General features: G+C 70.0%; 19 protein-coding genes. 9 read left to right on the top strand and 10 right to left on the bottom strand.

Features of this window, described 5'->3' with window-relative positions; all coding sequences use genetic code 11:
* Positions 1-15: 15 nt before the first annotated feature.
* Complete coding sequence (locus tag ACQ95T_RS05695; protein ID WP_431473628.1) at positions 16-558, top strand: hypothetical protein; 543 nt, start codon at positions 16-18, stop codon at positions 556-558.
* Positions 555-1,334: an HNH endonuclease gene (locus ACQ95T_RS05690; protein ID WP_425940130.1), complete on the top strand. Its 780-nt coding sequence runs from the start codon at positions 555-557 to the stop codon at positions 1,332-1,334. Before ACQ95T_RS05695 ends, ACQ95T_RS05690 begins: the two co-directional genes overlap by 4 nt.
* Here ACQ95T_RS05690 and dcm read toward each other — a convergent pair.
* The 6 genes from dcm to ACQ95T_RS05660 form a co-directional block, all read right to left on the bottom strand.
* The gene (dcm, locus tag ACQ95T_RS05685; RefSeq protein WP_425940129.1) at positions 1,302-2,741 is read right to left on the bottom strand and encodes a DNA (cytosine-5-)-methyltransferase; all 1,440 of its coding nucleotides are present in this window, start codon (positions 2,739-2,741) and stop codon (positions 1,302-1,304) included. The genes ACQ95T_RS05690 and dcm overlap by 33 nt on opposite strands.
* Before the next feature lie 77 nt (positions 2,742-2,818).
* Complete coding sequence (locus ACQ95T_RS05680) at positions 2,819-5,701, bottom strand: vitamin B12-dependent ribonucleotide reductase (protein ID WP_425940127.1); 2,883 nt, start codon at positions 5,699-5,701, stop codon at positions 2,819-2,821.
* Positions 5,702-5,816: 115 nt separating this feature from the next.
* Positions 5,817-6,296: a transcriptional regulator NrdR gene (nrdR, locus tag ACQ95T_RS05675; RefSeq protein ID WP_425940125.1), complete on the bottom strand. Its 480-nt coding sequence runs from the start codon at positions 6,294-6,296 to the stop codon at positions 5,817-5,819.
* Positions 6,297-6,597: 301 nt separating this feature from the next.
* Complete coding sequence (locus ACQ95T_RS05670; RefSeq protein ID WP_425940123.1) at positions 6,598-7,362, bottom strand: maleylpyruvate isomerase family mycothiol-dependent enzyme; 765 nt, start codon at positions 7,360-7,362, stop codon at positions 6,598-6,600.
* Positions 7,359-7,991 carry a TetR/AcrR family transcriptional regulator gene (locus ACQ95T_RS05665; protein ID WP_425940121.1) on the bottom strand — a complete coding sequence of 211 codons (633 nt, stop codon included), beginning with the start codon at positions 7,989-7,991 and terminating at the stop codon, positions 7,359-7,361. Before ACQ95T_RS05665 ends, ACQ95T_RS05670 begins: the two co-directional genes overlap by 4 nt.
* A gap of 64 nt (positions 7,992-8,055) precedes the next feature.
* Positions 8,056-9,273, bottom strand: coding sequence for a thermonuclease family protein (locus tag ACQ95T_RS05660; RefSeq protein ID WP_425940119.1), 1,218 nt, complete (start codon positions 9,271-9,273; stop codon positions 8,056-8,058).
* A gap of 213 nt (positions 9,274-9,486) precedes the next feature.
* Here ACQ95T_RS05660 and ACQ95T_RS05655 point away from each other — a divergent pair, with 213 nt between their 5' ends.
* The 4 genes from ACQ95T_RS05655 to ACQ95T_RS05640 all read left to right on the top strand — a co-directional run bounded on the left by ACQ95T_RS05655 (position 9,487) and on the right by ACQ95T_RS05640 (position 12,117).
* Positions 9,487-9,966, top strand: coding sequence for a hypothetical protein (locus ACQ95T_RS05655; protein WP_431473627.1), 480 nt, complete (start codon positions 9,487-9,489; stop codon positions 9,964-9,966).
* 36 nt (positions 9,967-10,002) lie between these two features.
* Positions 10,003-10,446 (top strand): hypothetical protein, encoded by a 444-nt coding sequence (locus tag ACQ95T_RS05650; RefSeq protein ID WP_431473626.1) that lies wholly within the window; start codon positions 10,003-10,005, stop codon positions 10,444-10,446.
* 269 nt (positions 10,447-10,715) lie between these two features.
* Complete coding sequence (locus ACQ95T_RS05645; protein ID WP_425940116.1) at positions 10,716-11,222, top strand: DUF6318 family protein; 507 nt, start codon at positions 10,716-10,718, stop codon at positions 11,220-11,222.
* Positions 11,223-11,670: 448 nt separating this feature from the next.
* The gene (locus tag ACQ95T_RS05640) at positions 11,671-12,117 is read left to right on the top strand and encodes a hypothetical protein (protein ID WP_431473625.1); all 447 of its coding nucleotides are present in this window, start codon (positions 11,671-11,673) and stop codon (positions 12,115-12,117) included.
* On the opposite strand, the gene ACQ95T_RS05635 is transcribed toward ACQ95T_RS05640, so the two are convergent.
* Positions 12,105-13,028, bottom strand: a complete 924-nt coding sequence (locus ACQ95T_RS05635; RefSeq protein ID WP_431473624.1) for an alpha/beta hydrolase — start codon at positions 13,026-13,028, stop codon at positions 12,105-12,107. The two genes, ACQ95T_RS05640 and ACQ95T_RS05635, sit on opposite strands and share 13 nt — an antisense overlap.
* Before the next feature lie 55 nt (positions 13,029-13,083).
* A complete protein-coding gene (locus tag ACQ95T_RS05630) occupies positions 13,084-13,695 on the bottom strand; it encodes a DUF1648 domain-containing protein (protein ID WP_425940111.1) in 612 nt (203 codons plus the stop codon).
* A 60-nt stretch (positions 13,696-13,755) separates the two neighbouring features.
* On the opposite strand from ACQ95T_RS05630, the gene ACQ95T_RS05625 reads away from it, so the two are divergent.
* Both ACQ95T_RS05625 and ACQ95T_RS05620 read left to right on the top strand, forming a co-directional pair.
* On the top strand, positions 13,756-14,316 hold the full coding sequence (locus ACQ95T_RS05625) for a GNAT family N-acetyltransferase (RefSeq protein ID WP_425940109.1): 561 nt from the start codon (positions 13,756-13,758) through the stop codon (positions 14,314-14,316).
* The gene (locus tag ACQ95T_RS05620) at positions 14,313-14,978 is read left to right on the top strand and encodes a hypothetical protein (RefSeq protein WP_425940107.1); all 666 of its coding nucleotides are present in this window, start codon (positions 14,313-14,315) and stop codon (positions 14,976-14,978) included. The genes ACQ95T_RS05625 and ACQ95T_RS05620 overlap by 4 nt, the downstream gene beginning before the upstream one ends.
* Positions 14,979-15,027: 49 nt before the next feature.
* Here the strand turns inward: ACQ95T_RS05620 and ACQ95T_RS05615 are convergent, their stop codons facing one another.
* Both ACQ95T_RS05615 and ACQ95T_RS05610 read right to left on the bottom strand, forming a co-directional pair.
* Complete coding sequence (locus ACQ95T_RS05615; RefSeq protein WP_431473623.1) at positions 15,028-15,396, bottom strand: hypothetical protein; 369 nt, start codon at positions 15,394-15,396, stop codon at positions 15,028-15,030.
* 209 nt (positions 15,397-15,605) lie between these two features.
* The gene (locus ACQ95T_RS05610; RefSeq protein ID WP_425940104.1) at positions 15,606-15,926 is read right to left on the bottom strand and encodes a hypothetical protein; all 321 of its coding nucleotides are present in this window, start codon (positions 15,924-15,926) and stop codon (positions 15,606-15,608) included.
* Positions 15,927-16,032: 106 nt separating this feature from the next.
* On the opposite strand from ACQ95T_RS05610, the gene ACQ95T_RS05605 reads away from it, so the two are divergent.
* Positions 16,033-17,517 (top strand): serine hydrolase, encoded by a 1,485-nt coding sequence (locus ACQ95T_RS05605; protein WP_425940103.1) that lies wholly within the window; start codon positions 16,033-16,035, stop codon positions 17,515-17,517.
* The last annotated feature ends 30 nt before the right edge of the window (positions 17,518-17,547 follow it).

Genomic DNA, 17,547 nt, shown 5'->3' with positions numbered 1-17,547 from the left:
ACCAGGACCGCATCCGTGTACATCGCCGACGCCCTCGAGAACGGTGCTGGTTATGCCGTGGAGCTCGCCAGGCCGGAGCGTATGACAGCCGTCCTGACCCGACTCGTGGATGCCATTGGACCGCGATGGGCAGACCCGGAGCACGCCAGGTGCACCGCTTCCTGCCCCGACTGCCTACGGTCCTACGACAACCAGATGGATCATCCGTGGTTGGACTGGCGGCTCGCCTTGGACGTGGCCGAACTGTGCCTCGGTCGACCCATGAATGAGCATCGCTGGCTCGACCGGGGACCCTTCGCGTCGTCGATGTTCCGAAGCGCCTTCGACGGCGTTGAGGAACGCGAGGCGGGCGACCTTTTCTCCCTCACAACCGGACGACGTGCCGTTGTACTGGCCCATCCGCTCTGGCGCACCGACCCGGACTCGTGGAACACGCGGCAGAAGGCGGCTGCGGAAGCACTCCGCCAGGACGGGTACACAGTCCTGTTTTCCGACATTCGCACCTTGACCCTGTTGCCTGAGCGGGTCTACGGACAACTCCTGGGAGAAACGCTATGACTAAGGGTCGTATCCTGGCGGAAGAGTTCCCCGAGCGCCCGTTGATGGCGACTCTGTCGGACTTGCTCGGCATCCCGCACTTCACGACGAGCCGAGGTAGCACCGTTCGGAGAGACTTTCTAGAAAGTGTTGCGGGCGCCCTTGGCGTGCCTCAGGACGTATCGACGAAAGACGGCCTGATACGGCTGATTTGGGAGTGCGCGCATCCAGGGCAGCGCATGCCGGAAGATCGCCTCGCCCGCGGCGGAACCGTGACAAATCGAGTGCTTCAGGAGATCACCGACGGTCTTAGTGATCGGGTGGATCCCTCTGGTCGACTGGATCAGTCAACCCTGGACCTTGACCTCCAGGTCGAGGTGCAGGACTGGACCCCTGAAGGCCTTGAGGACACTCGTTCCCGCCGGCTGCAAGCGGTGGCCGTGCGGGAAGGTCGTGATCACTTCCGTACGACGGTGCTGAGCGCCTACGGCGGCCAGTGCGCGGCCAGTGGTTGTTCCACCCCCGCGGTCCTGCAGGCGGCACACATCATGCCTTACAGGGGGGTGGAGTTCGACCACGTGCAGAACGGCATCTCGCTGAGAGCGGATATTCATTTCCTGTTCGATCGCCGCTTTCTGGCGATCCATGAGACCGAGCACGTCTTCCTTGTGCGGCGCGACGCCACCACGGCTGACTACGCTCACCTCCACGGTCAGAGGGTCAGGTTTCCGTCCAGACGGCAGTTCTGGCCATCCCCCGCAGCCCTACGCGCTCATCGCCGTTGGGCCGGTCTCTGACTCCTCAGGGATGACCACGCTGCCTCGGCTGGGGTTGCAGTTGGCGTCCGCCCTATCAAGAATCGCCCGGCCCAGGGATGGCGGCAGCAATTCTTCGTCCCGGCGGACGTGCTCGACCAGGACAGTCCAAGCGGCCCCGACGCAGACGCCGTTGCCGACCTGCCGGTAGGAGTCCGAGTCGCGCTGTTCACTGGGGAAGGAAAAGTCACGACCCAAACCCTGGAGCCGGGCAGCCTCATGCGGAGTGATGACCCGCTTGCGTGATCCGATCACGGACGTTTGGTTGATGGCCACAAGCGCGGGGAAGTAGGTCGCCCTCTTGGCTCGTATGCCGGAGGGCCTGAAGTGCATGATCGTGTCCCACAGGCTGGTCTCCCACTGAGCCTGCCACTCCAGCTTTCGCCGCGACATCGGCAGCAATGCGTAATCGCTCGAGGTTCGCCACGGCCTGATCACCGCCCTGTTCTTGCGGTAGAAATCGATGTTCTTGAGGATGAAGGATCGCTTCCAGGGAGGATCATCCGCGAAGTCCTCCTCACCCAGCGAGAGATACGCATCGCGCCAATACTCTGCCCACAGAGGAAAGCCTGGAAGTCGGCGGGCCCCACGGTCGACGCCGTCAACGGCGCGAGCGACATTGACAGGCTTCCACCAGGGAAGATCCTGGATCAGGGAGTCCCAGAACGAGACCCAGCGATGCTGCTCCTCGGACATGCGGTAGGCCTCAAGATTCTCGATCTCACGGTCGTCATCGAGGATCCAGTCGATGCGCCAGTCCTGGGGATCCCACGCCTTGGGCTGCCAGTCAGCCAGAGTCGGCGGCACGAGGGCAGGGTCGTCCACGCGTCCCTGAACCAGAGTGCCGAGGATGAACACTCGGTCACGCACCTGCGGTGTCCCGCCATCAGCCGGATGGATGAGGTGAGGCGACAGGACAGTGGGCGTCGAACTCACCTTGTAACCGAGACGATGGAGGGTCGCGATAATGACCTCCCATTCGTGCTTGTGCTGGGGTCCGACCAGATTTCGGACGTTCTCGAGGAGAATCAACTTCGGCCGGCGGTCCTTCAGAATGCGAGCGATGTCCCAGAAAAGGGTCCCGCGGATCTCTTCCATGCCCCTCTGGAATCCCGACTTCGAGAAAGGCTGGCAGGGAAACCCCGCCGTCAGGACGTCGATGTCATCGGGGAGGTCCGTGTCGAGGCCCTCGTTCGATGTGGTGGCCTTGGTGATGTCCCCGTTCAGTTTGAAGTCTCCCGGAAGGGCCCCCTCAAGCCAGTTCTGGCTGTAGGCGCGACGCGCCTTGGCGTCGATCTCGGAAACGTAGACGCATTCGCCACCTGCGTGAGAGAGGGCGGCGTGAAAGCCTCCGATGCCCGCGAAGAGGTCAGCGAAACGGAAGGTCATGACTCGGATCCTAGAACGTGTGTACGGAACAGTGGAGAGGCGCGCCGTTCTAACGGCGCGCCTCCCAACTGACTAGATCAGCTGCAGCCGCTGGTGCTCCCGCAGCCCTCGCACACGTAGCACGAGCCGGCCGGGCGCATCTTCGTCCCGCAGGTCATGCAGATCGGCGCGTCGGCGACCTTGCCCTGGAACTGCTCGAGCAGCTCGGTCGAGGAGTGGATCGCCGGGTCCGTCTTGCGGGCGTCGGCGGCCCCGGTGCCGGAGGAGTCGGCGACCTTCTCGGCCTTCTGCTCCTTCTTGGCCGGGGACGTGGCCACGCCCTGGCTGAAAGACTCCAGCTCGTCCTCGTAGGCCTCGTCGTCGTTGGACTGCGTCGGCGCGTAGGACCCGGTCTCCAGCTCCCGGGCCCGCTCCTCGGCGGAGTGGATGCCCATGAAGGAGCGGGTCTCGAAGTCCAGGTAGTCCAGCGCCAGGCGGCGGAAGACGTAGTCCATGATCGACTGCGACATCCGCACGTCCGGGTCGTCGGTCAGACCGGCCGGCTCGAAGCGCAGGTTGGTGAACTTCTCGACGTAGGTCTCCAGCGGCACGCCGTACTGCAGGCCGATGGACACCGCGATCGAGAAGGCGTCCATGACACCGGCCAGGGTCGAGCCCTGCTTGCCGAACTTGAGGAAGATCTCCCCCAGGTCGCCGCTGTCGTAGGTGCCGGCCGTGAGGTAGCCCTCCGCGCCGCCGACCGCGAAGCTCGTGGTCTGGCTGCTGCGGCGCTTGGGGAGCCGCTTGCGGACGGGGCGGTACTCGATGACCTTCTCCGGCTCGCCCTTCTCGTCCGGCTTGGCGGCCTTGCCCTCCTTGCCGTCGGACAGCGGCTGGCCGACCTTGCACATGTCGCGGTAGACGGCGAGCGCCTTCAGGCCCAGGCGCCAGCCCTCCATGTAGACCTCGGCGATCTCCTCGACCGTGGCCGACTCCGGCAGGTTGACCGTCTTGGAGATCGCACCGGAGAGGAACGGCTGGACCGCGGCCATCATGTGCACGTGGCCCATGGGCTTGATCGCCCGGGCGCCCATGGCGCAGTCGAAGACCTCGTAGTGCTCGGTCTTCAGGCCGGGGGCGTCGATGACGTGGCCGTGCTCGGCGATGTACTCGACGATCGCCTCGATGGTCTCCTCGGTGTAGCCCATCTTGCGGAGCGCGCGCGGGACGGTCTGGTTCACGATCTGCATCGAACCGCCACCGACGAGCTTCTTGAACTTGACCAGCGAGAAGTCCGGCTCGATGCCGGTGGTGTCGCAGTCCATCATGAAGCCGATGGTCCCGGTCGGAGCGAGTACCGAGGCCTGGGCGTTGCGGTAGCCGTTCTTCTCGCCCAGCTTGACCACGTCGTCCCACGCCTGGGTGGCGGCCTTGTGGATCTCGGTGTCCATGGCGTCCAGCGGACGGACCTGGTCGTTGGCGGCCTGGTGCTTGCGCATGACGCGCTTGTGCGCCTCGGCGTTGCGGGAGTAGCCGTTGTAGGGCCCCACGACCGCGGCCATCTCGGCGGAGCGCTTGTAGGCGGCGCCCGTCAGCAGCGAGGTGATCGAGGCGGCCAGCGCACGGCCGCCCTCGGAGTCGTAACCGTGGCCGGTGGCCATGAGCAGCGCGCCGAGGTTGGCGTAGCCGATGCCCAGCTGACGGAAGTTGCGGGTGGTGTCGCCGATCGCCTCGGTCGGGAAGTCGGCGAAGGTGATGGAGATGTCCATCGCGGTGATGACCAGCTCGACCACGGACCGGTAGGTCTCCACGTCAAAGGTGTCGTCGTCGCGCAGGAACTTCATCAGGTTCAGCGAGGCCAGGTTGCACGAGCTGTTGTCCAGCGACATGTACTCCGAGCACGGGTTGGACGCGGTGATGCGGCCGGTCTCGGGGTTGGTGTGCCAGTCGTTGATCGTGTCGTCGTACTGCAGGCCCGGGTCGGCGCACTCCCAGGCGGCCTTGGCCATCTTGTCAAAGAGCCCGCGGGCGTCCACGGTGTCGATGACCGAGCCGTCCTTGCGGGAGGTCAGGCCGAACTCCGTGCCCTCCTCGACGGCGCGCATGAACGCGTCGGTGACGCGGACGGAGTTGTTGGCGTTCTGGTACTGCACGGAGTGGATATCGGCCCCGCCCAGGTCCATGTCGAAGCCGGCGTCGCGCAGCGCGCGGATCTTGTCCTCCTCGCGCGCCTTGGTGTCGATGAACTCCTCGATGTCGGGGTGGTCCACGTCCAGGACAACCATCTTGGCCGCGCGGCGGGTCGCGCCGCCGGACTTGATCGTGCCCGCGGAGGCGTCGGCGCCGCGCATGAAGGAGACCGGGCCGGAGGCGGTGCCGCCGGAGGAGAGCAGCTCCTTGGAGGAGCGGATGCGGGAGAGGTTGAGGCCGGCGCCGGAGCCACCCTTGAAGATGAAGCCCTCGTCGCGGTACCAGTTGAGGATCGAGTCCATCGAGTCGTCGACGGACAGGATGAAGCAGGCGCTGACCTGCTGCGGGCTCTGCGTGCCCACGTTGAACCAGACCGGGGAGTTGAACGAGAAGACCTGGTGGATGAGCGTGTAGGTCAGCTCGTGCTCGAAGATCTCCGCGTCCTCGTCGGTGGCGAAGTAGCCGTGCTCCTTGCCCGCCTTGACGTAGGTCAGCACCACGCGGTCGACCAGCTGCTTCAGACCCTGCTCGCGCTCCGGGGTGCCCACCGCACCGCGGAAGTACTTGGTCGTCACGATCGTCGAGGCGTTCGCCGACCAGAAGTCGGGGAACTCCACGCCGCGCTGCTCGAAGATCGTCTCGCCGCTCTTCCAGTTGGTCTGGACGACGTCCCGCTTCTCCCAGGTGACCTGGTCGTAGGGGTGGACGCCCGGGGTGGTGAAGATCCGCCCGATCTTCAGCCCCTTGTCGCCGCGGCGGGTCCGCGACTTGGCCCCTGTCGTCTCCGTCATGCTTGTCTCCCTTGGTGCGTGGTGGGTGTGGTGCGTGCTTGCGTGCTGCGTGGTCCGTGGTGATCCAGTCCACCGGACGGGTCCGACATACCCGGTGGCCTGCGAAGGTGCGGTGCTACCGCATACCCCCTGGTGGTGAGAGCTGCGCGTCCTGCTCGGTCCGCAGGAGCGTGATCGCCTGCTCGAAGTCCCCGAGCGAGTCGAACGCCTGGTAGACCGAGGCGAAGCGCAGGTAGGCCACCTCGTCGAGGCAGCGCAGGGGGTCGAGGATCGCCAGGCCGACCTCGTGCGCGTCGACCTCCGCCTGCCCCTGCGAGCGGATGGTCTCCTCGACCTGCTGAGCCAGGATCTGGAGCTGGTCGTCGGTGACCGGGCGGCCCTGGCAGGCCTTGCGGACGCCGGTGATGACCTTGTCCCGGCTGAACGGCTCGGTCACCCCGGACCGCTTGATGACCGAGAGGGTGGCCGTCTCCACGGTGCCGAACCGGCGCCCGCACTCGGGGCACTGGCGGCGCCGGCGGATGACGGTGCCCTCCTCCTGGACGCGGCTGTCGACGACCCGGGAGTCGGTGTGACGGCAGAAGGGGCAGTGCACGACTCTCCTCCTCGAGGGTGCGGGCAGCACGACTTCGACACCCCCTGACGGGGGCGTCCTGTGTGCTGATCTGGGGACGACCTGTGGATGACATGTGGGAACACGTCCTCTAGCTGTGCACAACATGTGGAGGAACCACAGTGCTGTAACTACTAGATGTTGCGATCGTATGCCGCTCCGCCCCCAGATGCAACACCCCGTCCCGGGCGGTTCTACAGACCCGCAGGTCAGGCGCGGTCGCCCCGGTGTGTCGCCCCGGCGTGTCGCCGGGAAGGCTCCGCGGGACCCGGGGAACGGCCGCTCAGAACGGCACCTGGGTGGTCAGCAGACCGGTCACCGGGGCTCGCCCGCTGACGGCACGGCAGAACTCGAACGCGTCCATCGAGATGCGCTCACCGTCCTCGCCCTCCTGCCACCGCCCGCCCGCGGGACCGGTGAGCTCGAGCACGAACGGGGAGCCGTGCCGACCGGCCCACTCCTTGACGACGTCGTCGACGATCACCCCCTCGTGCTGGGGCGTGGCCACCATGGGGATCCCGGTGGCCCGGGAGATGTCGATGCGGTGCATGAAGGGGTCGCGGGTGAAGATCACGTCGATCAGGTAGGCGAACGTCCACCAGCCGTACTGCTCGTCGGCCATCGACTGCCGGCGCAGGACGTCGGGCAGACCCGTCCGCCCACGGACGGCTCGGAGGGCGGTGCGTCGGACCTCCGCCACGACCTCCGCGGGCGTCATCGAGGCGTTCCGGCGCACCTGCAGGGCCGTGAGGACGTCGATCATCAGCTCGCCGCTGCCCCGGGCCCGAAGCGTCGCAACCACCTGGCGGACCAGCTCTCGCCGGCTGGCCACCGCCTGCATCATCCCGAGCATGTGGCCGGCCATCGCCCGGACGTCCCAGCCCGGACAGTCGGTGGGGGCGGCCCACTGCTCGGGGGTGAGCCGTTCGAGGAGGTCGCCCACCCGGTCGTACTCGGTCGTCGCCAACCGTCGGGCGACCTGCCGGTCGATGCCGGGACGCCGCGCGTGGGCCCGGTCGGTGGTGGGCGAGGTGGGTGGAGCACTCATGAGGGTTCCTTCCGAGGAGAACCTGCCGGGGCTTGCCTCCGCAGGTCGAGGTTGTCGACATACATGTCCACGGCCCGGTCGAGCAGCCGGCTCCACCGGTCACCCCCGGGGTCGTTCGCGTGCTGACTGTCCACCAGCCCGCCGACCAGGGCGACCCAGAGGTCCAGGTCCTCCTGGGCGGTGATGCCGTGCCGCACGAAGATGTCCCGGGCCAGGTCCATCACCTCGACGGCCGGTGCGTAGGACTCGGGGGTGGGCTCGAAGCCGGGAATGGTGCGCAGGTTCATGAGCTGGTGCCGCGGCACGTCCTCGACGGCGAAGTCGAAGAACGTGCGCGCGACGACGCGCAGGGCGGCCCGGGTCTCGTCGGGGATCTCGGGCAGCGACGCCCGGCAGACCGCGAGGCACTCGGTCCACGCCTGCCCGAACATCGCGTCGTAGATCGCGTGCTTGGAGTCGAAGTGCGTGTAGAGCGACGGCGCCCTCATACCGACCCGCTCGGCCACCTGGCGCAGGGTGATGTCGGCCAGACCTCGTTCGCGGGCCAGCTCCCACGCCGCGTCGAGGATCTCCAGCCGGGTCGCCTGACGTCGTTCGGCCTGCCTATCTCTGTTCGGGTTACCTAACACAGTTAGATTGTGCACCCGCGGGTGCGTTTCCGTCCAGACCTTGTTGTCCAGATGTGGTGGGCCGTTACGGCACGAGCGGCAGCTTCGTCTCGCAGTCGATCGGGGTGTAGAAGCGCCCCTGGTCGTCGACGTAGGGCCCGCCGACGTAGGCCCGGCAACCGGTGTACCCGGCTCCCGGCTGGCTCGCCGGCGGCGGGGGCGGAGGCGCCGGTTGCGGCTGCGGGGCTGGCTGGGGCGGCGGCTGCGGGGCTGGCTGGGGCTGAGGAACGGGTTGCGGCGCCGGGGGCGAGTTCGCCTGCCGCTCCGCCTCGGCCCGCTCGGCAGCGATCCGCTCCGCCTCCGCACGCTCGGCGGCGACGCGATCAGCCTCGGCGCGCTGGACGGCCTGGCGCTCCGCGGCCTCCCGATCGGCGGCCTCCCGGCGCTCCGCCTCCTCCTGGGCAGCCTTCTCCTCGCGCTCCCGCTCGGCCTTCTCCTCGGCCTCCTGCTCCGCCTTCTCCCGCTCGGCCAGCTCCCTGGCCTCCTCGGCGGCGACGTGCACCTCCTGGGCGCGTGACCGCATACCCTGCACGTCCTGGCGCAACCGGTCCAGCTCACCGACGGTCAGACCTGCGGCGGACAGCGAGTCCGGTTCGACGTCGGTGAGGAGCAGGAGCAGCGCGTCGGCCGACTCGACCGCGCGATCGGACGCCTCCTCCCCCGCCTCGGGGTCGGTCTTCACCGTCTCCTCGGCCTGGGCCACCTGATCCTCGACCTGCTGCGCGCGAGCGGTGAAGGTGCACTCCTGGGCGGGGTCGTACATCCCCCGACCCGCCGCCTGCGCCTCCTCGAGCGCCGCCTCGACCTCGTCGAGGAACAGGTCGTTGGGGGCGAAGTAGACGGGGACCCCCAGGCCTGCCCGTGCGATCTCCGCGTTGACGAGAGAGTCGTCGAGGAACACCCCGGCGAGGTCGCGGCCGTAGCGGTCGGTCCGGTCTTGGTCGTACTCCAGCTCGACCTCGGTCCCCACCGGCAGCCGGTCGGCCAGGAACGCGGTCGCCTCCGGCCCCAGGCACTCGACCGCCCGGCCCGGGTGCTTGGTCTCGGGGGTGTCGACGTTGAGCAGGCGCACGCGCACCGTCTCCCCGTCGCGCACGACGTCGAGGGTGTCGCCGTCGACCACCCGGTGGACGGTGACGACCTCCCCGACCTCGTCGGCCTCGTCGACCGCGGAGTTCGCCGTCACCCCCACCGCGACCGTGACACCGAGGCCGAGCACGGCCGTGCCGAGCAACCACTTCATACCGTCTGCACCACTGCTTCTCCGGCACCCGTGCCGGCTCCTGACCTGCGACCGGCCCGTCGGACCGGCAGGACCCTCCGGGGGCCTGACCCATTCCAACACGGCGAGCCCGACAGGCCGTGCGACCGGGTCCCCGCCCTCCCGACGACGGGGCAGCAGGAGCACAATAGGAGCAGGAGCCTGATCGGGGTGGCTCCGGGAAGGACGGGGACCATGTCGTCCCTTCGCGATCGTTATGTCCACGCCGTCGTGCGCCGGCTGCCGGTGGAGGAGCGGCCCCACGTGGGGCAGGAGCTGCGCGCCTCGATCGAGGAGAAGGTGCGGGCCCGGACGGGGCCCGACCCCGCCGAGGTGGAGCGGGACGTCCTCGTCGAGCTGGGCGACCCGGAGCGGCTGGCCGCGACGTACACCGGCCGCGAGCTGCACCTCATCGGCCCGGCGGTCTACCCGCTGTGGCGCCGGGTGCTGGTGCTCCTGCTGTCGTTCGTGCCCGCCCTGGTGGCGGTCATCACCATGGTCGTGACCGTGGTCGACGGCGAGCGCAACCCGTTCGTCGTCGTCGGCGAGGGTCTGGGGGCGGCGCTCATGACGGCCGTGCAGGTCGCGTTCTGGGTGACCCTCGGCTTCGCGGTCGCCGAACGGAACGAGCAGGCCCGTCCCGGGCTGGAGGGTATGGAGCGCGGGCTCGCCTGAAACCCCGACTGGCTGCCGCCGGCGGCCGAGCGGGACGTGCCCCGGTCGGAGTCGATCGTCGGGCTGGTGTTCGCCTCGCTGGCGGGGATGCTGGTGGCGTTCGGCCCGAACCCGTCGATCCCGGTCGGTGACGAGCGGGTGCCGCTGTTCACCGAGGCCGCCTACGACGGACGCTGGATGCTCGTCGTCCTGACGCTGGCCTGGGCCGGGGTCGAGGTGCTCAAGCTCTACCGCGGGTACTGGTCCTGGCCGGCGGCGTGGTTCAACGTGGCGCAGAACGCCGCGCTCGTGGCCCTTGTCGCGTGGTGGGTCTACGTCGACGGGCTGATCAGCGAGCGCCTGCCCGAGACCGTGCCGGTCGGGGACGTGCCGCTGTGGCGGACGATACTCATCGTGGTGGTCGTGACCATCGCGACGTGGGACTCGGCGGAGTCGGTGTGGAAGGCGCGGGCGCACGAGCAGGCGGTCGCGGGGAGCTAAGATCGGGGGCCTGGGGCCCGGGCGTGCTCGCGACGTCTGGACCCTGGGCGTGGGTGGGCACCGTCTCGCGTCGTGCAGTCGATCGATGCCCTTCAGGGGGCCACGATCGACTGCGCCACGGAGCGGCTCGTGAGGCTTACCAAGTCTTTACCTGTGGACAACGGATTCTTGGGCCGGGCTGGGGCAGACTGGCTCGGTCCGTTCGCCCGCGGCCCGTGCGTGGCTGCAGACCCTGGAGGGGATCCTTGAGACGCACCCTGATCGTTGCCGTGTCCGCGCTGCTGACCCTGAGCGCCTGCGACACCTCCGGGGAGCCATCCGCCCCACCGACGAGCGAGGACTCGCTGACGACGGCGACGGCAGAGCCAGCCGCGCCGGCGGATGACACCGAGGTGACGACCGAGCCGGAGCCGACGAGCGAGGAGCCGACGGAGGAGGCGGCACCGGCGTTGGACCAGACCGAGCAGGGTGCCGAAGCTTTCGTCGAGCACTACATGGAGGAACTGAACGACGCGTTTGTCACTGGCGAAGGCGGAGAGGTCATCGAACTGAGTACGGCTGATTGTCAGTCCTGCAGCGAACTGGTGGCGGATGCCGAGGCGAACCCGGCAGGCGAGGCCCTCTTTCAAACTTCAGTGGACACCGTGGCTCTCATGGGGTCCAAGGCGCGTGTGGAAGCTGAGATTCAAGAAGCCGGTGAGGTCACGCCAGCCGTGTTCGAACTGAGCTGGCAAGACCGGTGGAAGGTAGAGGCCATCAAGATCGGCCAGCGATGAATGCGGTTCTTGCCCTTTTGCTGCTAGTCGCCTCTGGAATTTCAGACCCGCCGGAGGGCGGAGACGACGGTGGCCGCTTCAAGGCTGGTTTGGGCCGAGGCGACGGGATAGACGTCGGCCTCACGGTCGAACAGACCCATGCCCTCGCCGACTCCTACCCACCTGCCGTCTCCCCGGAGTCCCCCACGGCCTGGTACGACTACGTCGCCGTCATCGACTGCATCCCGCCCAACTCCCCCGAGCCCCGCGGCTGGAGATCTGCGGGTTCGCCATCAGCTTCTGCGAGGAGAACGTCCCCGAGTCGAGCGGGCCGCGGTCGATCATCTACCGGCGCACCGGTTACGCCGACGGCACCGACCCCACCACGTGGGAGCCGATCGGCCCGACCTGCTTCACCGACTCGGTCCCGGCACGCAGCGGCGAACCGGCGGTCGAGCTGACCGAGGCGATGATCGTCGAGCAGTTCCACCGCACCGACTTCGCCCTTCCCCAAACCGTCCTCCAGCCGCCCGACGGCACCGCCCTGGTGAACCTGCCGGTCTACTTCGAGCTCGTCTGGCCCGACGCCGGCTTCTCCCCCTCCGAGATCGACACCACCACGCTCGTGGGCCGGCAGGTCCGGATCCGTCCCACGCTCGTCGGCGCCACCTACCTCACCGGGGACGGGACGGCGATCGGCCCGACCTCGAGCCTGGGCGGCCCCTACCCGGACGGCGACCTCACGCACACCTACGACACCGCCGCCGACGTCGCGCCCTCCATCTCCGTCGAGTACGGCGGCGAGGTCAGCGTCGACGGCGGCCCGTGGACGACCATCCCGAGCACCGCGACGATCGACGGTCCCGCCGTCGACCTGCAGGTCCTGACCTCCCGCAACCGCCTCTACTCCGACTGACGCTCCCGGGCGCGACCGCCGACGGCACGGTCCACGGCCGTCACGAAGCTCGCCCGAAAGCTTTGCGCCGCAACGAGTCCCGGGACCATGTCCGCCGCGTGCGGCATACCCGGCACGACGACGAGCTCCACCGGCACCCCGGCATCACGCAGCCGCTCGGCGTACGCCACGTCCTCGTCGTGGAACAGGTCGGCCGTGCCGACCCCCACCCAGGCCGGCGCCAGCCCGGCGAGGTCGTCGCGGCGGGCGGGCACGGCATACGCGCGGTCCTCCTCCGCGCGGACGGGGTGGCCGAGGTACCAGCCCCACGCGTCCCGGTCGTGCGCGGGCGTCCACACCATCGTCCCCACCATCGTCCCGCGCCCGCCGTGATCCTCGCGCAGCACCGTGCGGTCGTCGAGCATCGGGTAGACCAGGCCCTGGAACGCCAGCGGCAGCCCACGGTCGTAGGCCATCTGGGCCACCGACGCCGCCAGCCCACCACCGGCGCTGGCCCCGGCCACCCCGATCCGCGCGGGATCGACGCCCAGCTCGTCGGCGCGCCCGTGCAACCACTCCAGCGCGGCCCAGCAGTCCTCGACCGCCGCCGGGAACGGGTGCTCCGGCGCCAGCCGGTAGTCCACGCTCACCACGAGCAGCCCCAGCTCGCGCGCCAGCCGGTCGCACAGCCGGTGGTCGATCCACGGGGCGCCCACGACCATCCCGCCGCCGTGCATCCACAGCAGCGCACCGGAGGGCCGCGGGCGGTCCGGCGCCTCGTACAGGTATGCCGTGACCTCCGGCCCGCCGTCCGCACCGGGGAGCGTGGTGTGCCGGCCCGTCCCGGCCGGCACCAGCCGCGCGAGCAGGCGGTCGAGCCGGGCCGGCGCCGCGGCGGCCGGGGGTCGTGCGGCCGGTCGAAGAGCCGCCACCACGGGCTGCGCCACTCGGGAGCAAGCGCCGCCGGTCCCTCCGGCATCGCGGGGCTCACGCCAGCTCCGGGTCGTCGTCGTCGGGCCGGTAGCGCGACCCGGTCATCATGCGGACGGTGACCAGCGTCAGCGCTACGACGTAGCCCCCGGTCAGCGCGAGGAACCACCACCCGGGCACCGTCCCGCCCGGCTGGTGCGCGGCATACCCCATGACCAGCTCGATCCCCACCACGAGCAGGACCGTCAACCCGACGATCACCATGAGGTCCTCGCGAAGCAGTCGCTCGAAGCGCACCAGCCGCCGCGGCCGGTCCAGCCACCACTCCTTGTGGGGGGCGTTGATCCCGGCCGGCCAGATCATCGCCAGGCGGGAGAGCCACAGCATCGGGAAGATCAGCAGCACCGGCACGAGGAGCACGAAGCCCAGCGCGGAGGCCCGGCTCGACCACCCGTCCGGCGTGCCGCCGCCCGACCAGTGCGTGGGTACGCGCTCTGGCAGGGTCGCGGCCAGCCACGCCAGGGCGGCCAGCCAGGCGAGCGTGGCGGCGGCGAGCACCAGCCGCGGTCCCCAGCCGGCGGGTTCGCGGGCCGTCAGCCGCGCCTCCCGGGCGACCTGACGACGTCGTTCCTCCCGCTGCTGCCACGTCTCCTCGGTGGCCCCGACCATTCGTGCTCCGTCTCTGCGGCGTCCGCGTGCAGGACGAACCTAACCCCCTACGCTGACCGGATGACGACTCCCCCGTCCTCGCCGGTGCGTGTCGAGGCGCCGGGGATCGTCCTGCGCGCCTACCGCCCCGACGACGTCGCCGACCTCGAGGCCGCCTTCGCCGACGAGGCGATCGCCCTGTGGAACCCCGGCGCGTACGGTCCGGACGCCGTCGAACGCTTCATGAGCTCGCGCAACGACTGGAGCGATGCCGACCACGCGTCCTGGGCGGTCGCCGACCCGACCGACCGGCTCGTCGGCTCGGTGTCGGTCTACAAGGTCGACCGGGACCAGGGGGACGCGGAGATCGGCTACTGGGTCGCGCCATGGGCGAGAAGACAGGGGTATGCCGTGCGCGCCGTCGGAGCCGCGTCCCGGTTCGCGTTCGGCCGGCTCGGGCTGCACCGGCTCTACCTGTTCCACGCCGTGGAGAACGCCGGCTCCTGCGCCGTGGCCCTCGCCGCCGGGTTCCGCCACGAGGGGACGATGCGGGAGTCCTACCGCTACGCCGACGGCGTCCACCACGACGAGCACCTGCACGGCCTGCTGGCCAGTGACCTCGGCCCGGAGGCGGACCGATGACCCTGCGGCCGGTCCACGACGGCTCGCCGGCCGACTGGCTCGTGGAGCACGGCCGACCGTGGCCGCAGCTGTCCCTCTTCGGCCCGGTGGGTTTCGAGGCCTACGCCCGGCTGCGGTGCATCCCCGACCCCACCCGCCCGGGGCAGTCCGAGAACGACCACGACGGCGGGGACGACCTCCCCCGGGAACTCGACCAGCTGCGCACCGTCGTGGAGGTGCTGCGACGGCATACCCGCACCCCCGACGACGCCTGGCACTGCCTGTGGGACGGCTGGGGCGACCTGCACGAGGGGGCGACGATGGTCATGACCCTGCACGACGACGGCCGTTCCGAGAGCCGGCCCGGCACGCCGGCCTTCCCGCCGGACGTGCTGGGCGGGCCGACGGTCCACCACCCGCACCGCAGCTACCACCTCTTCCGGGGGCCGCTGTCCGACCTGGGCGACTGGGGTGCTGGGCCGATCGCTCCTGGCGTGCCCCGCGGCGACCTGGTGCCCGCGTTCGTATGGCCGGACGACCGGGCCTGGTGCATCGCCTACGACACCGACCCCCACTGGGCCGGGATCGGAGGGACCCGGGAGGCCGTGGACGAACTGGTCGCGCTGGGCACGGTCGACGTGGTCCCGGCGGACCCGCAGGAGCAGCAGCCGTTCTACGGCTGAGGTGCTGGGCTGGGCAGGACAGGGCCGAGGTGATGCGGCCGGTCGGGTGTCAGCAGTCGGTGAGGTCCTCCCAGGTTCCGACGAAGCTGCCGTCCTCGGCTCCGACGAGCACCTCGCCAGGCTCCAGCCCGGCCACGTCCTCAAGAGTGAAGTGCACCCCGGGAAGGTTCTCCACACCGCCCTCGGGCAGGGCCTGCACGATGTACCCCTTGGCCGGGTCGAGCTGCGGCGGGTCGTCGGCCGCGCCCGGGACGAAGGCCTGCTCCTCCCGGTTGCGCTCGCCCATCTCCCACGTGCCGATGATCGGGTTCTCCTCGTCGGGGTCCAGCCCTCTGCGGTCACCGTGCATCACGACGGCGGCGACGTCCTCGTCCCCGCAGCTGTCCCAGACGACCGCCAGGTCACCGTCGACCGACACGACCCCCGTCCGACCGACCGTCTCGAACCCGCTCGGGGCGATGCACGCCGAGACCCCGAGCGCGACAGTAACGCCGACCGGGCGACGACGTCCCCGCGTGCCTGCACCCGCCCCGACCACGTCCCTCCTGACCTGCGCATGCCCGACAGTAGCGCGACCCGGCCGACCGGCACCACGGACCACGCAACCACGCAACCACGCAACCACGGTCAGGGGCTGATCTCCCCCAGGATCCGCAGGTCGACCTCGTGCCCGTCGGGGCAGGGGTGCAGGTCCATCGGGCAGATCATCGGGTCGTTGTGCAGGAAGCCCGGCAGACGCTCCTCCCCCACCTCGACGCACATGGTGCACAGCGTCCGAGCGGCGTAGTTAAGGTCGCCGCCGTCAGCCCCGCACCAGCCGTACCTCCACTCCGGGTCCCGGCAGCACACCAGGTGCAGGATCTCGTCGGGATCGTTCACCAGCGAGAGGCGCGGGGCCACGTCGGCGGCGGGGTCGAGGTCCTCCTCCGTGAGGGACCGGTCGCTCATGACCCGAGTATGCCGCGAGCCCTGACGTTCAGGCCCGAGCCGACCCGCCCGTGTCCGAGCCGGCGGTGACCGGTCCGACCAGGCTCATCAGCACTACCCTGGACGAGTGGGCCACGCCCAGGTCGAGCACCGCATCGAGACGTCGTTGTGGCCCTTCGTCGAGCACGTCGTCCGCGCCTGGGCGCTGCCCGGAGTGGCGCTCTCCGTGGTCCACGGCGCGGACCAGGTCCTGGCCCGGGGTTTCGGCACCAGGAACACCGCGACCGCTGACCCGGTGACCCCCGACACCCTGTTCCACCTGGCCTCCGTCTCCAAGACGTTCGTGGCCACGGCCGTGCTCCAGCTGGTCGAGGAGGGCCGGCTCGACCTCGACGGCCGCGTCACGGCATACCTGCCGGACCTGCCCTGGGCCGATCCGCGGGCTCACCGGATCACGCCGCGGCAGCTGCTGTCCCACCGGTCCGGGCTGGGGGACGTGACCGACTACCGCTGGCACGAGCCGGAGCTGGACGACGATGCGCTGGCCCGCTTCGCCGCGGAGGTCGCCGGCTGGCCGCTGGAGCGCGACCCGGGCACGGCGTACGCCTACTCCAACGCCGCCTACGAGCTGCTCGGGCACCTCGTCGCGACCGTAAGCGGCCGGTCGTTCGAGGACGTGCTGAGGGAGCGGGTGCTGGACCCGGTGGGGATGCGGACGAGCACCTTCCTGCGCTCCGACGTCCCGCCGCACCTCGCGGTCACGCCGCACCTGGGGCTGCCGCCGCGGGTGGTGGAGGGGGCCTACCCCTACACGCGACCGCACGCGCCGAGCTCGAGCCTGCACAGCAGCGCAGCCGAGCTGGGCCGGTGGATCGTCGCCCACCTGGCCGGCGGCGCGGGGCTGCTGTCGCCGGCCACCCACGAGCTGATGTGGACGCCCACGGGCGACGCGAGCGAGGGGGACTGGCACGCGCAGATGGCGCTCGGCTGGTTCACCGGCACCTACCGCGGCCACGCGGTGGTGAACCACTCCGGCACCGACCCGGGCTTCGAGAGCAACCTGGTCCTGCTCCCCGGTCGCGGACTCGGGGTGAGCGTGCTCAGCGGCAGCAACACCGCGCCGCTCCTGTCCCTCACCCGGGCGGCGCTCGACGTGCTCCTGGGTATGCCACCGGCCCCGCCCCCCGTCCCGCCCGTCACCGTGGCGCTGGGGCCGGTGCTCCAGGCGTCGGGCGTGCCCGCGGCCGTCGACCTCTACCGGCGGCTCGCGGCCGAGAGCCGGCCGACCGTGGACGTAGGCCGTGACGACGACGGGTTCGTGGACGTCCGTGACGACGAGGGGTCGGTGGACGCCGACCGTGACGACGCCGGGTTCGTGGACGCCGTGTGGGGGTTGATCGAGATGCACCGCACCGACCTCGCCCAGCCGGTGCTGGAGCTGTGGCGGCAGGTCCGTCCGGAGTCCGCCCAGCTGTGGTTCATGACGGGGTGGGCGGCCGAGATCGAGGGCCGGCGCGAGACGGCGGTCGAGCACCTGCGCCGTGCGGCCGAGCTGGACCCGCACGACGACGAGGCCACGGCGATGTTGCGACGCCTGTCCAGCGAGGACTGACCGGCACCCCGCCCGACAGGCCGCGACGTC

The organism is Ornithinimicrobium carbonis, assembly GCF_050703245.1.
In the GTDB taxonomy this organism is placed as follows: Bacteria; Actinomycetota; Actinomycetes; order Actinomycetales; family Dermatophilaceae; genus Ornithinicoccus.
Note: the sequence above shows the minus strand (reverse complement) of the source record. Positions and strands in the feature narration are given on the sequence as shown.

What these genes read in the sequence shown, in the direction of transcription:
- ACQ95T_RS05690 (WP_425940130.1), top strand. Translation starts at nt 555, where the DNA reads ATGACTAAGGGTCGTATCCTGGCGGAAGAGTTCCCCGAGCGCCCGTTG.
- dcm (WP_425940129.1), bottom strand. Translation starts at nt 2,741, where the DNA reads ATGACCTTCCGTTTCGCTGACCTCTTCGCGGGCATCGGAGGCTTTCAC.
- ACQ95T_RS05680 (WP_425940127.1), bottom strand. Translation starts at nt 5,701, where the DNA reads ATGACGGAGACGACAGGGGCCAAGTCGCGGACCCGCCGCGGCGACAAG.
- ACQ95T_RS05670 (WP_425940123.1), bottom strand. Translation starts at nt 7,362, where the DNA reads ATGAGTGCTCCACCCACCTCGCCCACCACCGACCGGGCCCACGCGCGG.
- ACQ95T_RS05660 (WP_425940119.1), bottom strand. Translation starts at nt 9,273, where the DNA reads ATGAAGTGGTTGCTCGGCACGGCCGTGCTCGGCCTCGGTGTCACGGTC.
- ACQ95T_RS05655 (WP_431473627.1), top strand. Translation starts at nt 9,487, where the DNA reads ATGTCGTCCCTTCGCGATCGTTATGTCCACGCCGTCGTGCGCCGGCTG.
- ACQ95T_RS05640 (WP_431473625.1), top strand. Translation starts at nt 11,671, where the DNA reads ATGATCGTCGAGCAGTTCCACCGCACCGACTTCGCCCTTCCCCAAACC.
- ACQ95T_RS05630 (WP_425940111.1), bottom strand. Translation starts at nt 13,695, where the DNA reads ATGGTCGGGGCCACCGAGGAGACGTGGCAGCAGCGGGAGGAACGACGT.
- ACQ95T_RS05625 (WP_425940109.1), top strand. Translation starts at nt 13,756, where the DNA reads ATGACGACTCCCCCGTCCTCGCCGGTGCGTGTCGAGGCGCCGGGGATC.
- ACQ95T_RS05620 (WP_425940107.1), top strand. Translation starts at nt 14,313, where the DNA reads ATGACCCTGCGGCCGGTCCACGACGGCTCGCCGGCCGACTGGCTCGTG.
- ACQ95T_RS05610 (WP_425940104.1), bottom strand. Translation starts at nt 15,926, where the DNA reads ATGAGCGACCGGTCCCTCACGGAGGAGGACCTCGACCCCGCCGCCGAC.